General features: G+C 68.6%; 14 protein-coding genes. All 14 read right to left on the bottom strand.

Annotated features, from left to right (window positions below; genetic code table 11):
- Positions 1-326 precede the first annotated feature (326 nt).
- From AB7F11_RS10950 to AB7F11_RS10885, 14 genes are read right to left on the bottom strand one after another with little or no spacing between them, the layout of a single operon-like run.
- A complete protein-coding gene (locus tag AB7F11_RS10950; protein ID WP_428288378.1) occupies positions 327-1,547 on the bottom strand; it encodes a CoA transferase in 1,221 nt (406 codons plus the stop codon).
- A gap of 4 nt (positions 1,548-1,551) precedes the next feature.
- Positions 1,552-3,234, bottom strand: a complete 1,683-nt coding sequence (locus tag AB7F11_RS10945; protein WP_428288377.1) for an acyl-CoA dehydrogenase family protein — start codon at positions 3,232-3,234, stop codon at positions 1,552-1,554.
- A gap of 13 nt (positions 3,235-3,247) precedes the next feature.
- The gene (locus AB7F11_RS10940) at positions 3,248-4,558 is read right to left on the bottom strand and encodes a phytoene desaturase family protein (protein WP_428288376.1); all 1,311 of its coding nucleotides are present in this window, start codon (positions 4,556-4,558) and stop codon (positions 3,248-3,250) included.
- Positions 4,559-4,603: 45 nt separating this feature from the next.
- Positions 4,604-5,458 (bottom strand): FAS1-like dehydratase domain-containing protein, encoded by an 855-nt coding sequence (locus tag AB7F11_RS10935; RefSeq protein WP_428288375.1) that lies wholly within the window; start codon positions 5,456-5,458, stop codon positions 4,604-4,606.
- Positions 5,455-6,966: a 3-hydroxyacyl-CoA dehydrogenase gene (locus AB7F11_RS10930; protein ID WP_428288374.1), complete on the bottom strand. Its 1,512-nt coding sequence runs from the start codon at positions 6,964-6,966 to the stop codon at positions 5,455-5,457. The genes AB7F11_RS10935 and AB7F11_RS10930 overlap by 4 nt, the downstream gene beginning before the upstream one ends.
- Before the next feature lie 2 nt (positions 6,967-6,968).
- Positions 6,969-7,754: an enoyl-CoA hydratase-related protein gene (locus AB7F11_RS10925; protein WP_428288373.1), complete on the bottom strand. Its 786-nt coding sequence runs from the start codon at positions 7,752-7,754 to the stop codon at positions 6,969-6,971.
- The gene (locus tag AB7F11_RS10920) at positions 7,751-8,542 is read right to left on the bottom strand and encodes an enoyl-CoA hydratase/isomerase family protein (protein ID WP_428288372.1); all 792 of its coding nucleotides are present in this window, start codon (positions 8,540-8,542) and stop codon (positions 7,751-7,753) included. Before AB7F11_RS10920 ends, AB7F11_RS10925 begins: the two co-directional genes overlap by 4 nt.
- Positions 8,543-8,544: 2 nt before the next feature.
- A complete protein-coding gene (locus tag AB7F11_RS10915) occupies positions 8,545-9,747 on the bottom strand; it encodes an acetyl-CoA acetyltransferase (protein WP_428288371.1) in 1,203 nt (400 codons plus the stop codon).
- Positions 9,748-9,758: 11 nt separating this feature from the next.
- A complete protein-coding gene (locus AB7F11_RS10910; RefSeq protein ID WP_428288370.1) occupies positions 9,759-11,222 on the bottom strand; it encodes a hydroxymethylglutaryl-CoA synthase family protein in 1,464 nt (487 codons plus the stop codon).
- Positions 11,219-12,142 carry an alpha/beta hydrolase gene (locus AB7F11_RS10905; protein WP_428299998.1) on the bottom strand — a complete coding sequence of 308 codons (924 nt, stop codon included), beginning with the start codon at positions 12,140-12,142 and terminating at the stop codon, positions 11,219-11,221. The genes AB7F11_RS10910 and AB7F11_RS10905 overlap by 4 nt, the downstream gene beginning before the upstream one ends.
- The gene (locus AB7F11_RS10900) at positions 12,139-12,888 is read right to left on the bottom strand and encodes an SDR family NAD(P)-dependent oxidoreductase (RefSeq protein WP_428300740.1); all 750 of its coding nucleotides are present in this window, start codon (positions 12,886-12,888) and stop codon (positions 12,139-12,141) included. Before AB7F11_RS10900 ends, AB7F11_RS10905 begins: the two co-directional genes overlap by 4 nt.
- Positions 12,888-13,721: an enoyl-CoA hydratase/isomerase family protein gene (locus tag AB7F11_RS10895; protein ID WP_428288367.1), complete on the bottom strand. Its 834-nt coding sequence runs from the start codon at positions 13,719-13,721 to the stop codon at positions 12,888-12,890. The genes AB7F11_RS10900 and AB7F11_RS10895 overlap by 1 nt, the downstream gene beginning before the upstream one ends.
- Before the next feature lie 10 nt (positions 13,722-13,731).
- Positions 13,732-14,223, bottom strand: a complete 492-nt coding sequence (locus AB7F11_RS10890) for an aromatic-ring-hydroxylating dioxygenase subunit beta (protein WP_428288366.1) — start codon at positions 14,221-14,223, stop codon at positions 13,732-13,734.
- Positions 14,223-15,512, bottom strand: a complete 1,290-nt coding sequence (locus tag AB7F11_RS10885) for an aromatic ring-hydroxylating oxygenase subunit alpha (RefSeq protein WP_428288365.1) — start codon at positions 15,510-15,512, stop codon at positions 14,223-14,225. Before AB7F11_RS10885 ends, AB7F11_RS10890 begins: the two co-directional genes overlap by 1 nt.
- Positions 15,513-15,541 lie beyond the last annotated feature (29 nt).

Genomic DNA, 15,541 nt, shown 5'->3' with positions numbered 1-15,541 from the left:
TCCGGGTTTGCCCGAACGGCTGTCCCTCGCCCGGGGGACAGCGACCCGCGCAGCGGCGGAGCGTGGGGGCAACAAGAACGGGCCAGCCGCCGGGCCGCCCCAATGCAGGCCCAGCCCCCTCAGGGAGCAGCGACCCGCGCAGCGGCGGAGCGTGGGGGCCAGGGCCAGCCGCCGGGCCGCCCCCAAGGCAGGCCCAGCCCCCTCGGGGGGCAGCGACCCGCGCAGCGGCGGAGCGTGGGGGCCAGGGGCCAGCCGCCGGGCCGCCCCCAAGGCAGGCCCAGCCCCCTCGGGGGGCAGCGACCCGCGCAGCGGCGGAGCGTGGGGGCCTAGCTAGCCAGCCCCAGCACCAGACCCCGTTCGATCAGTTTGCCGAACGCAGCCTGGTCGATGCCCAGCAACTCATGGAGCACCTCTTCGGTGTGCTGGCCCAGGAGCGGCGCCGGTCCGGCCGGCACCCGCAGCGAGGCCTGAAAAGTCAGCGGCGTTCCCGGCGCCAGCACGGGCCCCACGCCCGCCTGGTCGAATTCTCGGAACAGCGGGTTGGCCGCGCTGCACTCGGGATCGTCGTTGACCAGCTGGGCCAGCGTCTGGTAGCGGCTCCAGCACACGCCATGCTGATCGAACACCTGGGCCACTTCGCTCATCGGCCGCGCGGCGATCCAGGGCCGCACGAGTTCGGCGAGTTCGCGCCGGGCGCGGAAACGGTCGCCCTCCCGGCGCAGATCGAGCCCGAGGCGAGCACCCAGCGCATCGACAGCAGGTCCGATGGCCAGTGCGTCGCAGATGGAACGCCATTGCTTGCCGGTCAGGCCCACCACCATCACCCGTTCGCCGTCGGCGCAGACGAAGTCGCGACCAAAGGCGCCGAACAGTTCGTTGCCATGGCGCTCACGCACCTGGCCGGCACGGGCTTCGGCGATAAAGCCCAGGTTGCCCAGGGCCGCCAGCGCCACGTCCTGCAGCGCCAGCCTGACGTGCTGGCCCTCCCCCGTGCGGCGGCGGTGGCGTTCGGCGGCCAGCAGGCCCGTGGCCACGAGCTGGCCGGCGATGAGGTCCCAGGCCGGCAGCACGTGGTTGACCGGCTCTGTGGCATCTGGATCGCCGGTGATGAAGGGCATGCCGATGCGGGCGTTGGCGGTGTAATCCACTGCAGAACCACCGTGGCGGTCGCCTTGCAGGGTCAGCTGGATCAGGTCGGGGCGGCGCTGGCGCAAGGCATCGGGGTCGAGCCAGCCGCGCGGCGGGAAATTGGTCAGGAACAGGCCCGCGTCCTCGCCCGGCGCGGTGATGAGCGCCATCGCCAGCTCGCGCCCTTCGCCAGAGGCCAGGTCCAGCGCCACGGAGCGCTTGCACTTGTTCAAGCCACACCAGAACAGGCTGGTGTTGTCGGCCGTCACCGGCCAGCGGCGGTGGTCGAGCCCGCCGCCCAGCGGGTCGATGCGGATCACGTCGGCGCCCATCTGCGCGAGTGTCATCCCCCCCAGCGGCGCGGCCACGAAGGCCGAAGCCTCGACCACCCGCATGCCCGCCAGAATGCCTTCGATCATGCCGTCATTCTCCCGCCGGCTGGACACCCAGCGTGCGTTCCATCAGGCTGCGCGCGATCACCTTGAGCGCCAGCGTCTCCTCCGCGCCCTCGAAGATCGAGAGCACGCGCGCATCGACGAAGTAGCGGCTCACCGCCGTCTCCTCCGCGTAGCCCATGCCACCGTGCAGCTGCAGGGCCTCGCGCGTGACCATCTCGGCCGAGCGGCAGGCCAGCAGCTTGACCAGGCTGGCCTCCATGCGGCCATTGCCCTCATCGACGATGCCCGCCACCGTGTACGCCAGCTGGCGGCAGGCCGCCAGGCGTGCTGCCATGCGCGCGAGCTTGGCCTGTGTCAGCGGGAACTCGGCCAGCGCCGACCCGAAGACCTTGCGGTCACCGGTGTAGCGAATGGCCGCGCGCAGGGCGGCGCGCATCACGCCGCAGGCGCGTGCGGCGGTCTGCATGCGTCCGCCCACCATGCCGGCCATGGTGAAGTAGAAGCCCTTGCCCACGCCGGCTTCGCCACCGATCACGTTGGCATCGGGCACGAAGAAGTCCTCGAACGCGAGGTCGAACGAATGCATGCCTCGGTAACCAATGGTCGGGATGGCGCGCCCGGTCAGCTTGCCGCCGCCGTCCTGCTGGAAGGCGAACTCGTGCGTGTCGTACGAGGGCTTTTCCACCAGCAGCACGCTCAGGCCCTTGTGGCCGCGTGCGCGGTCGGGGTCGGTGCGCGTCACCACCATCAGCACGCCGGCCTTGCCGGCGAAAGTACACCAGGTCTTGGCTCCGTTGAGCCGCCATCCGCCGGGCACGCGCGTGCCTTTGAGGCCGAGCGCGGCGACGTCGGAGCCGTAGTCCGGTTCCGTGATGGCGATGGCGCACAGGGGATCGCCCGCCGCCAGGCGCGGCAGCCAGTCGGCCTTCTGCGCCTCGGTGCCGCCCGCCATCAGCGCGCGGCTCAGGATCTCGGGACGCGTGATGAGGCTGCCGGCTGCGGCCAGCGACCCTTCGGACAGCGCCTCGGTCACCACCACCATCAGCAAGGTGTCGTCTCGGTCGTCCGGCCCGCTGCCGCCGAATTTCTCGGGAATCGCCAGGCCGAACACGCCCATCTCGCGCATGGGGCCCAGCAAGGATTCGGGCACCGTCAGGTCGTGCCGGTGAATGGCCTCGGCCTGTGGCGCAACCACCTCGCTGGCAAAGCGGCGAAAGGCGTCCTGCGCCAGCGCGTGGGGTTCGTCGAGCACGATGCCACCCGGGTCGCCATCGGACGCGGCCACCGCCTGGCCCGCGGCCTCCAGCGCACGCGCTCCGCCTGCTTCGCGCCGCAGAATGGTCCACGCGGCACCGTCGCGCACGGCGCGCAGCGGCTCGGCGTCCAGGCCGGCCTCGGCATAGACCGTCTCCAGCCGCTCGAGCACCGAGCCCACGGCTTCCACCGTGAAGACCAGGGCCAACTGCGCCTGCAGTCGCGCGGCAGCGGGCGTGAGCGCGGCCACGCTGGTTTCGGCCGCCAGCAGTTCAGCACCGGCCCAGGCCATCTCGAAGCAGGCCACCTGCCGGGTATCGAGCAGTCGGTTGTCCAGCCGGCCATCGCGCGCGCAGGTTTGCGCCAGCGCCTGCACACCGGCATCGAGCGCGGGCCGCAGCGTGGCCAGCACCTCGCGTGCGGCGCCCAGTTGTCTTTCCATCGTGTCGTTCATCGGGGGCCTTTTCTCAGGCGACCGCTGTCGCGAGCGCGGCCAGGGCCTTGTTGGCGGCCTCACGACCGGTGTAGGCGCAAGCCTGGGTTCCGCCGTCGCCGTAGTCCTTCACCGCGTCGCCCACGTGCCAGAGGTTGGCCAGCGGCGTGTCCTGCGACATGTCGTAACCCGCGCAGGAACGCTGAGCCGGCCATCCATCGCGCATCACGCGCACGGACAGCATCTTCGCGTCCTTGAACCCGGGGAAGATGTCGCGCAGGTCCTGCAGCGATGCCTCGATCTCGGTTGTCTCGTCGAAGTCGCCAATGGCCGGGCGCGGCACGGCATAGGCGACGTACTGGTACCAGCCGGCGGGCGCGAGCTCGGGGCAGGTGGCGGTGAGTTCGCCCAGGTTGCACAGGCGCCGCGTCGGACCGAAGGTGACCAGGCCCGGCACGTCCAGCAGCCGCTCACGCGTGGCGAAGTTGATGACGATGTTGGCCGCCGGCCGTGGTGCGGACCTGGCCTGCTCGATGTACGTCGCACCCATGGCCTCGGCACCCGGCAGCTGCGCGGTGGCAGTGGGGCCGATATTGCTGATCACGACACCTGCCTCCACCCGCTGCACCACACCGTCGTGCTCGATGTCCAGCGCAGTGACGCGGCCGTTCTCCGCGTGCATCGCCACCACCGGCGAATCCAGCCAGATCTCGCCACCGCGCGCGCGGATGCCCTGTCCCAGGTCGTCCCACAGCCCGACGGTGCCGCGTGGGCAGAAGCCGAAGCGCTTGAAGGCCCCCTTCTGCGCAAAGTACACCAGGAAGGCACGCGCCGGAAGTTCGTCGGCATTGACCGCGAAGATGGCCGCGCAGAGGTTGCGAAAGATCGCGTGCACGGTCTTGTTGGAGGTGTATTGTTCCAGCCACTGCTGCGTGGTCAGGCGGGCCTCGGGGAGGTCGCCCGCGCGCGCATCGGCGAATTTGCCGCCGATCTTGGCGGCCTGTTTGGTGAAGGTGCCCAGCAGGACGCCCCAGCCGCCTTTGGCAACGTTGATGACCTTGCCATCAATGTAGAACACCGTCGCGGGATTGGGTTCGCGGATGTCCAGCGGCACGCCCAGCATGTCGAAGGTCTCTTCAAAGATGCCGCCGCGTTCGATGGCGATGGCCCCGATGTTCACGATGTGCCCGTCGATGACTTCGCTCGACGCGCGCCCGCCGAGGCGACCAAGCCGCTCGACGAGCAGCACCTTCTTGCCAGCGGCGGTGAGGCGTGCGGCCGCGCTCATGCCGCCGGCACCGGCGCCGATCACGACCGCGTCGAAGCGGGCGGTGGTTGCATTCATGGATGTGTCTCCAGGGTAGTTGGTCTGTTGGGGGGCAGGAAAGTCTCAGGCGAAGGTCGCCGTGGCCTTCATGCCGGTGAAGCCTTCGGCGTCGCTTGTCCAGAGCTCGGCGCCGGTGGTGGTGGGCGTGCCGCACAACTGCAGGGCGGCGCCCTCGAACGCAGGCCGCATGGCGCGAAACGAGAAGTTGCGGATGTCGGCGCCTGGGCGCTCGCGCTGCGCCAGATCCAGCAGCAGCGTGGCGAGCAAGGGACCGTGGACGACCAGCCCGGGATAGAACTCCACCTGCGTGGCGTAGTCGCGGTCGTAATGGATGCGGTGTCCGTTGTAGGTGAGCGCAGAGTAGCGAAACAGCAGGGGCGTGTCGGGCGCCAGTTCGCGCGACCATTCGGCCCCCGTGGGCGCGGTCTCACCGGGCGGCAGCGGTGCGTGGGCGGTGGGCGCCTCGCGGTAGACGATGTGCTGCAGCTCACTGATGCACGCACGGTCGTCCTGTGTCAGTTCGTGCGCCACCGTCACGAACACCAGCGCGCCGGCCTTGCCCTGCTTGAGATCCACGCTGCGCACCGTGGAGGTCTTGCGCGCGTTGCGGCCCAGGCGCAGCGGCCGGTGCAGCGTGAGTTCACCGGCGGCCCACATTCGGCGCGGCAGCGGCACGGGCGGCAGGAAGCCACCACGCCTGGGGTGGCCATCCACGCCGGTGCCGGCGCGGCTCGGTGCTTCCAGGAAATAGAGCCAGTGCCACAGCAGCGGCAGTGCGTCGCCCTCGACCGGCGCGGCGTCGCGGTCCAGCAGTCCGGCCAGGGCACGCGCCGCAAACGGCTCGAGGTGCTGCTCTTGCGTGGCCGATCGGCCGACCCACTGGCGCAGGTGATCGAGGTCGAGAGCGCCCTCGCTCATCGCTCCGCCTCCGGCATGACCAGAGGTTGCCCGAGCGCGACGCGGCGCACCAGCCAGGGGCTTGGGCGGTAGCGCGGATCACCCGTGGCGTCCTGCTGGGCGCGCAGGATCGCCAGGATGCGCGCTGGTCCGATGCGGTCGCCCCAGGCCAGCGGCCCATGCGGATAGCCCAGGCCCAGCTTCACGGCGTCTTCGAGGTCGGCCACGCTGGCGATGCCGCGCTGCGCGATGTTGGCCGCGATGTTGACGATGGTCGCGATCACGCGCTGCGCGATGAAGCCACCGGAGTCGTTGATCAAGGTCACCGCCACGCCATCGCTGGCCAGCAAGGCGTGTGCGGCATCGCGCGCGGGCCCAGCGGTGACCGAGGTGAGCATCAGCGTGCGGCGCAGGCCGAGTGGCGTGAGCGGGTCCACAGCCACGGTCCGGGCCGGGTCCAGGCCAAGCAGGAGCGCCGTGGTGGTGGCGTCCATACCCCATGGCTGCACGATGCACAGATCGGCGTCCGAACCGCGCGGAGCCAGCGCCAGGCCTGCCGCAGTGGCCAGGCCCTTCAAGCCGTCCGCCTGCTCGGCATGCGGGTCGACCCACACGCGCAGGTTGGCGGGCAGCGCAGGCACCGGGCGTGCGGCGGGTCGTTGTTGCTGACCGGCTTCGTAACGGTACCAGCCCTCGCCGCTCTTGCGCCCGAACAGACCGGCTGCCACACGCGGCGGCACCAGCGAAGAGGGGCGAAAGCGTGGTTCCTGCTGGAACTGTTCGTAGATGGAGGCCATGACCCGGGAGGACACGTCCAGGCCAGTGAGGTCGAGCAGTTCGAACGGGCCCATGCGAAAACCCAGGCCCTCGCGCAGCACGTCGTCCACGTCGGCAGGGCTCGCCACCTGTTCCTCGACCACGCGCAAGCCTTCGGTGTAGAGGCCGCGGCCCGCATGGTTCACCAGGAAACCGGGCTGATCGGCCGTGACCACCGCGCGGTGGCCAGCGCCTTCGGTGAGGGCCTGCAGCAGGCGCACCGTGGCGGCATCGGTGCGCACGGCCGCAATGACCTCGGCCACCTTCATCAAGGGCACCGGGTTGAAGAAGTGCAGCCCCGCCACTCGCTGCGGCCGCGCGCAGCCCGCGGCGATGTCGGACACGGTGAGCGACGACGTGTTGGTCGCCAGCACGGCATCATCGGCCAGGATGGCCTCCAGGCTGCGGAACAGCTCTCGCTTGACGCCCAGGTCCTCGACAATGGCTTCGATCACGACGCCACAACCCGCCAGCGCCGGCAGGTCGCCGGCCACGCTGATGTTCGCCCGGATGCGCTCGAACGCATCGGCGCTCAGACGGCCCTTTTCCACGCTGCGCTGGAGCATGCCCACGACATGCTCCACCGCCGCCTGGGCCGCACCGGCCTGCGCGTCAAAGCAGCGCACGGCATGGCCCGCCTGCGCGAACAGTTGCACGATGCCGCGCCCCATGGTGCCGGCGCCCACGACGCCGATGGTGATCTTCTCCGCCATGTTCAGAATCCCTTGAAGTCGGGCTTGCGTTTGTCCAGGAAGGCGCGCATGCCTTCGGTCTTGTCGGCGGTGTCGAACAGCAGCAGGAATTCGCGGTTCTCCAGCGCCAGCGCGGCATCCAGCGGCAGGTCGGCGCCCTGGCGCAACACACGCCGAGTGGCGGCCACCGCCTTGGGTGGCATGCGGGCCGCCTTCCTGGCCAGTTCCATGGCACGGGCCAGTGCGTGCCCGGGGTCGGCGAGATCGGCCACCAGGCCCAGCTGGAAAGCGCGTGTGCCCGTGACCTGTTCACCGGTGAGCAGCATCAGGCCGGCCACCTGCTTGCCCAGGCTGCGCACCAGCCGCTGGGTGCCGCCGGCGCCCGGCATGATGCCCACGGCGAGCTCCGGTTGTCCGAATCGCGCGCTTTCGTCGGCCACGATGAAATCGCACATCAGCGCGAGCTCACAGCCGGCACCCAGTGCGAAGCCACTGACCGCCGCAATGACCGGCTTGCCACAGTTCGCCACTGGCGCCCAGTACTGACCCAGGTCGATGTCGGCGACGTCCTGGGCGCCCTTGTCCACCAGCAGGTTGAGGTCGGCACCGGCGGCAAACACCGTTTCGCTGCCGGTGATGACCAGGGCGCGGATTTCGCCGTCGCGCGCCAGCTCCTCCACGGCAGCCGCAATGGCGGCGCGCATGGTGAGGTCCAGCGCATTCCTCTTTTCAGGGCGGTTCAGGGTCACCAGGCCCACCGCACCTTCGCGGCGCACCAGCACGGGTGGCGGGGTTGTGTCGGTCGTCACTGGTCGCCTCCCTGGCGAACAAAGTCGGGCGCGCGCTTTTCGCGAAAGGCCGCGAAGCCTTCCTGGAAGTCGTTGCCGAGCAGGCAGACGGCCTGGTCCGATTCCTCCCGTGCCAGTTCCTCCGCGAGGGAACCGGAAGCGTGGTTGAGTCGCTGCTTCATCCGGCTGTAGGCCTCCTGCGGCAGGCGCGCCAGTTCGGACGCCCTGCGCACGGCCGCGCCCATGACGTCTTCGTCGGCCACCAGTTCATCGAGCAGGCCGATGCGCAGCGCCTCGTCGCCGCCCACCGCCTCGCCGCGGCTGAGGATGCGGCGGGCGTTGCCGATGCCGACCTTGCGCGGCAGCGTGAGCAACTGGCCCCAGTCGGGCGCGAGTCCGAGCCGCAGGAAGGGAAAGAGCACACGAGTGCCCGGACCGCCCACCACGTGGTCCCCCAGCAGTGCCAGGCCGACCACTGCGCCCGCCGCGATGCCTTCCATGGCGCTGACCACCGGGAAACGCGCACCAGCCACCAATTGGCAGAGGACGTGGATGTGCTGCATCCGCGCGCGCGCTTTTGCCTCGTCCAGGCCCTGCATGCTGGTCACATCACCGCCAGCCGAGAAAACTCCGCCCACGCCACCCAGCACGAGGGCACGCGTCGAGGTGTCTTGCAGCAGACCGCGCAGATGCACGGTCATCTGCTCGCGCACGTCGAAGTCGATCGCGTTGCGCTTGAGCGGACGATTGATGAGCAGCCGGGCCACGTGCGGCGCAGGCTGGTCAAGCAGGACAGCAGGCTCCGCCACCGTCAGACCCCTTCCAGGCCAACGATGGAGATCGAGCACACGTTCTGCGAGGGCTGTCCACCCAGGTTGTGGATCAACCCGGTCTTCGGGTCGGCGAGCTGGCGCTGGCCGGCCCGGCCCTGCAGTTGCAGGTAGATCTCGTAGAGCATGCGAATGCCGCTGGCGCCCACCGGGTGGCCGAAGCACTTGAGGCCGCCGTCGATCTGGCAGGGCACGTCACCATCGGCGTCGAACACGCCGTCGAGCACGTCGCGCACCGCCTGGCCTTCGCCAGACAGGCCCAGGTCTTCCATGGTCACCAGCTCGGTGATGGAGAAGCAGTCATGCACCTCGGTCATGCTGAGTTCCTTGCGCGGATCGCGAATCCCGGCTTCCTGATAGGCCTTCTTTGCCGCGACGCGCGCGGTGTGCACGTAGCTGCCATCCCATTCGCTGGACTGGAGTTCCCAGCCATTGGACACCGCGACTTGCAAGGCCTTGAAGGTGACCAGATCGGTCTTGCCGAGCGCGCGCGCGATCTCGGGCGTGGTGACGATCACCGCCGCCGCGCCGTCGGACACGCCGCAACAATCGAACAACCCCAGCGGCGCCGCGATGGTGGGCGCCTTGAGGCATTGCTCTTCCGTGATGGCCTTCTGCAGATGGGCCTTGGGGTTCTTGGCGCCGTTGGCGTGGCTTTTGATCGACACATGCGAGATCGCCCGCTTGAGCAGCGCGGCGTCGATGCCGTGCTTGGTGCGATAGGCGCTGGCCAGTTGCGCGAAGTTGGCCGGAGCCACTGCGTTGGGATACCACTGTGGAATGTAGGTGCCGACCTGCGCCATCGGCAGGCCGCCGTAGCCGGTGTCCTTGAGTTTTTCCACGCCCAGCGCCAGCGCGATGTCGCAGGCACCGGCGGCCACCGCGTACACCGCTGCACGCGTGGCCTCGGAACCACCAGCGCAGAAGTTTTCCACGCGCGTGACGCCGATGTTGGGCAGGCGCAGCGCGATGCCCATGGCGGTGCCGCCGCGCCCCGTGCCCACGTCGTCCATGTGGGTGGAGTACCAGGCCGCGCCGAGTTGCTCGGGCGAAATGCCCGCGTCGGCCATGGCCTCGTTGTAGGCCTCCAGCATGAGATCTTCGGGGCTGGCATCCCAGCGCTCCCCGAACTTGCTGCAACCCATCCCGAGGATGGCGACCTTGTCCTTGATGCCTGTGGCCATGCTGGTTCCTTTCAAGCGTTGGCGGAAGCGACACGCACCGGCGTGGCTTTCCAGAAATAGCGGGTGAACCCGCGGCGCTCATCCACGTCCTTGACGCGAAACACCATCTCCATCGCGGTGCCGGAGTCGACCTCGCCGACATCAAGGTCGGTGAAGTCCATCAGGATGCGGCCGCCGCCATCGAAGTCGATCTGGCCGTAGTGGTGCGGTGGCGCCGGGTGGTAGGACAGGTATTCCGCCGACCACGAGAGGATGCGCGCCTGGCGGTCCGCCAGTTTGTAGGGTTTCTGCGTGTCCTGCAGCGGCTTGCCCTGGTCGTACGACAGGCGCGACGGCGGGAAATGCACGCTGCCCGTCACTTCGCAGCGACCCGCCACCAGTCCCATCAGCGCCTCGCGATGGCGCCAGGCGGTGGACAGGGCGGTCTTCTTGTCCTGCTCGCCGCGCATGCCGCGCTCCAGTTGAACCTGGCCCTTGAAGGCGAGGAATTTGGTGTAGTTGCGTTCTTCGACGCCGCGTGCAAGCCACTGGCTCACGCCGCGCACCGGCTTGAACGAGCCGATGGCATCGGTGACGCGAAACACCAGCGCCTGCGCGCCGCTGCCGAACTGCGCCACCACGATCACCTGGCCGGGCTGTGCGCGCTCGAGCACATGCGCGAGCAGCAGCAGTCCGTGCGGCAGTCCGCTGTCACCCACCCGGTCGAGCAAGGCATCCACCACCGCTTCGGCGCGGATGCCGCAGGCCTTGGCGAGTTGCCCATCCATCTTGGCAAAGCTGGAGGGGAAGATGAAGTGATCCACCTGCCCGGCGTTCACCTTCGCCTGTTGAAGCGCCGCAGCCACGGCACGCGGCATCAGCTTGCCAATGCCCTCGTCGCGCACCCAGCGCTCTTCCCAGTGGTAGTCCATGTCTTCGCCGCTGGCCCGGAAGTGGTCCACGAAATCCACAGAGAGCGTGCTGGAGCCCAGGTACTCGGCCAGCACCTTGTCCGTGCCGATCAGCAGCGCGGCGGCGGCGTCGCCGTAGTCCAGCTCCTGCTGGCTGGCCGCTCGCGTCCTGCGGTCGTCGGCAGCGAGAACCAGCACGTCGCCCGCGCCCGACTGCACGCGGGCCACCGCCTGCGCCACCGCCGACAGTGCCGCACGCTGCGAGCCCCCCATGTCGATGGCTTCAATGTCTTCGGCCAGCGTGAGTGCGCCCGCCACCACGCCCGCGTTGAGCCGTTCGGCGAATGGCAGCGTGTCGGAAGCCAGGAACACGGCGCGCACGTGCTGCCGATCCTCGCCCACGCCCAGGCAGTCTCGCGCGGCGGCCACGGCCATGGTGATGCTGTCTTCGTCCCAGTTGGCCATGGTGCGGGTGCCCTTGCGGCCTGCAAAACTGGGGGCGTACCAGGCATTGGCCTGTGCCACGGCTTGCCGCGACAGTCGCAATCGCGGCAGATAGCCGCCGAATCCGGTGATTCCGATCATGGATGTCTCTCTCGGGTGGAAGCGGCGTCGAATTGCGCCGCCAGGAACTGGCCGCCCGCCTCGAGCGCCTGTTGCGCCTCGGGCAGTTCGGCAGGGAATTGCTGGAAGACGTGAATCATTTCTGGCCAGATCTGCAGCTCGGCCTGCGCACCTGCCAGGCGCGCCTTGAGCACGAAATCTTCTGAATCACTCACCACGGTCTCGCGCTCGCCGACCTGCAGCAGCATCGGCGGCAGCGCACCGAGTTGCGCGGGTGTGGCCAGCAGCGGAGACACCAGCGGATCTCGGGCATTGCCTTCGGCGCCCAGGTAGTTGCGGGCCATGGCGACGATCATGGGACGCTGGTGGATGGGGTCGAGCGCGGAACGTGTCTCGTAGCTGGAGCCCGATGCGGTGAGGTCCGTCCAGGCGGACATGCCCCAGAAAGCCGATGGCAGCGGCTCGCCCCGCGCCTGCAAAGCGAGCAGCAAGGACAAGGCGAGGCCGCCGCCAGCGGAGTCGCCGGCCACAGCCACTTGCGATGGCTTCACGCCCTGGCCTGACAGCCACCGCCACGCACTCAGCGCATCGTCCAGTGCCGCCGGATACCGATGCTCGGGCGCGAGTCGGTAGTCGACCGCCAGCACCCGGGCCTGTGCGGCGCTCGATACGTCGGCCATGAGCTCCGCATGGGAGGCAAGCGAGCCCACCTGGAAGCCGCCGCCGTGGAAATAGACCACCACGCGATTTTCGCGCGCGCCCGGAGCGCAGATCCACTGGCACGGCACGCCGTTCGCGTCCACCGCTTCGACAAGCGCCTCTGCGCGTGCACTGAAGAGCGCGTCCCAGTCTGCGCGCATCTGGGCCACCGTGGTGTCGCGGCGCCAGCGACCATAGGTCTGGCTGACGCGCTGGACGATGGCCTGCACGGCAGGGTTCATGCCCCGCACCCCATGCCGCCAGACACGCCAAGCACCTCGCCAGTGACGAAGCCCGCGGCGTCCGACACCAGGAAAGCCACCGCAGCGGCCACTTCATCGGGCGTGCCCAGGCGTCCGGCCAGGGTGGCTCCGGTCATGGCGCCCAGGATCTTCTCGCCGGCGTGTTCCACCGCCTTGCGCAGCAAGGGAGTGTCGATCGGGCCGGGCGCGACCACATTGGCCGTGATGCCCTTGCGGCCGTTCTCGCGCGCGATGGAACGCGTGAATGCGATCACCCCGCCCTTGGCGGCCGCGTAGATCGAGCCGCCGCGCGAGCCCAGGCGGCCGGCTTCGGACGCCACGTTGACGATGCGCCCGTGGCCCGCTGCCTGCATGGCGGGCAGCACCGCATGGGTGGTGTTGAGCACCGATTCGAGATTCACCGCCAGCAGCCGGTGCCAGTCGGCCGGCGTGGTCTGGGTGAAGAAGGCGTGCTGGTCCACGCCTGCGCTGTTGACCAGGATGTCAAAGGGACCATGCTCGCGCACGGTGGCCTGCACACGATCGAAATCGACCACGTCGAGCTGCACGCTGGTGGCGCCGATCTCGGTGGCCAGGCGCGCGGCGGCGTCGCCCTGCAGGTCGGCAATGAGCACGCTTGCACCATCGGCGGCCAGACGCCGTGCGATGGCCGCGCCAATGCCGCTGGCACCGCCCGTGACGAAGGCGCGGCGCCCAGCCAGCGAGTTCGGATGGGTCGCGCTCATCATCGGCCCACGAAGCGCGGCGCGCGCTTCTCGATCACGGCCGTGAGGCCTTCGCGCGCATCGGCCATGCCGCTGAGCACGGCCTGGGTCTGGTTCTCTTCAGGCATGACAGCCTCGACACCCTGGCCAATGCCGCTCCACAAAAGGCGTTTGGTGTTGGCCAGCGCCGCTGGTGCGCCAGCGGCCAGTTGGCGCGCCAGGGCCAATGCTTCTTCGGCCAGGCGTTCGTCGGGGACCACGCGGGTGATGAGCCCCATCTCCCTGGCCTCGGGCGCCGTGATCACGGGATTGAGCATCAGGATCTCGGTGGCGCGGCGCAGGCCAACGAGTTGCGTCAGCGTGACCGACACCCCTGCATCCGGCACCATGGCCACGCGCGTGGCACCGGCCAGGAATTTGGCGGATTCGGCCGCCACCACAAAGTCGGACGAGCACACCAGCCCCATGCCACCGCCGCCGGCCGCAAAGCCCTGCACCGCCGACACCACCGGCGGGTTCAGTCGCATCAGGCCCGCCGCGATGAGTTGAAGGTACACCGTGGCCACACGGATGTAGTTCGGCAGGTCTTCACCCTTGGAGAGGAAGGTGTGCACATCGCCGCCAGCGCAGAAGTTCTTGCCTTCCCCGGTGATCAGCACGGCGCGCACGCGGCCGTCGCCATGCACTTGCATCACGACCTCGTGCAGCGCCTTGAGCAACTCGATGTTCAGGCCATTGGCCGCCTCGGGGCGGTTCAGACGAATGTGCGCCACACCGTCGGCGTGGAGTTCGAGCAACGCCGGCCCCTGGGCGACCAGTGCCTCGGGCGGGAGGTTGGGAGCAGGATGGTTCATCGTGTGGTCCTCAGATCAGGAAGGCCATGGAGTGCAGGGCCGTGTGGTTGTTGACCAGCATCACCTTCTTGAAGGCCATGCGCAGTTCGCCGCCTTCGCGGCGCAGGGTGTATTCGTTGCGCGATGCCCAGACGACATCGCCACGCGTGCGCGACTCGAAGACCATGGCGTTGGCCGCCACGCGCAGTTCCGCGCCTTCGTCAGACAGGATTTCCACGTTGGATACCAGGCGGCGCAGGCGCGACTGGGGCGTCTGGCTGAATCGTTTGCCAGTGTGGTACTGGCGGATGCGCAATGCAATGCGCGAGCGGTTGTCGTAGAGGATCGACATCTTCTGCTCGGGGTCGATGTCGTCACCATTGGCGGGCACCCAGTAGACGCCATCGTCGGTCCACAGGCTTTCCCACTCGTCGTACTGGTGCTCGTCCTGCAGCCGCGCTTCGCGGTAGATGAACTGGGTCACGTCCTGCAGCGTTTCCCGCTGTTCGGGGGTCATGGCCATCAGTCGGCCTCCATCATGGATTTGTAATGTCGCCAGATGCCCCGGGTCGGGACTTCGTCGGTGTTGTCGCCGACCAGGAAGCCGTCTTCGTCGCGCCGCTCCCGGTGCTTGCCACGCCCGAGGTAGAGCCATTCGGGGTTGCGCATCTGCACACCCATCTGCGTGCGCTCGTACATCTCGGCGTCGTCGGCCAGCAGGAAACCGGCCGGTCCGACCGAGCCCATGGTCTGCTGGCGCAGGCGGCGGTTGAGATCGGGAGCGCCCTTGAACTGGAGCGCGGTCACGTGCTGCACAGTCTCATCCACCCCCAACGGCTGGATCACGAAGATCTGGATCTCCGCGATGAACAGGTTGGGGAAAATCATCACGTGCGGCGTGCCGTCGATCATGATCTTGCGGGCCTTCTCCGGACCGTGCGCCGCGTTCATCTTCTCGACGTAGTCCGGCAGCTTGTCGGCGGTGGTGCCGAACCAGGACATGGGCACATCGCGCTTGCGAAATTCCGGGCGCAGGTCGTTTTCCGTGTGGCCATTGCCGAAGTCTCGCGAGACCGCGGTGGACTCGGCACTGTAGAGGCTGCCGATGCCGCTTTGCGCCACTTCGAAGATGGAGGCGTGGACAAACGACGGGTGGTAGCCATCGGTTTCGTTTTCCACCAGGAACTTCCAGTTGGCCTTGACCTTGTGCTTGAGGAAGCCGGCGGTGATTTCGACCTCGCCTTCGGGCGAGGTGTCGCAAAGCGCGTCGATCGAGCGCGCGGCACCGCCCAGGTGTTCCTCCAGGGTGGGGCCTTCTGCCGCCATGGAACCGAAGATGAAACCTCGGTAGTTGCCCACACGCGCCACACGCCCCAGGCCCAGCTCGCGGCGATCAACGCCCTCGTAGCCCGAAGGGAAGGGATAGCCCTTGAGGTCTCCGTCGTTTGCAAACGTCCAGCCATGGTACGGGCAGGTGAACGAGCGGGCATTGCCCTGCTCGCTCATGCAGACGCGGTTGCCCCGGTGAGGGCAGCGGTTGTGCAGCAGGTGAATGGCGCCTGCCTTGTCGCGCGTCATCAGCACCGGCTCGGGTCCGATGGACTTCATGACAAAGTCGTTGGCGTTGGGGATCTCGCTTTCATGACCCACGTAGACCCAGGTGCGTTGCCAGATCTTGCGCAGCTCTTCCTGGTAAATGGCGGGGTCGGTGTAGAGCGAGCCGTGGACCTGATCGGGCCGCACGAGGCGTTCCCAGGCCGGCGCCGGCGAGGACGCCGCAGGCGCGATCGAGAGGGTGGCGCAGTGTTCCAAAAGCTGACTCCGGAAAGGGTTGTTGGAGC

Source organism: Hydrogenophaga sp., assembly GCF_050250835.1.
GTDB lineage: Bacteria > Pseudomonadota > Gammaproteobacteria > Burkholderiales > Burkholderiaceae_C > Hydrogenophaga.
The sequence above is the reverse complement of the archived record's forward strand: the minus strand, read 5'-3'. Positions and strand labels throughout refer to the sequence as shown.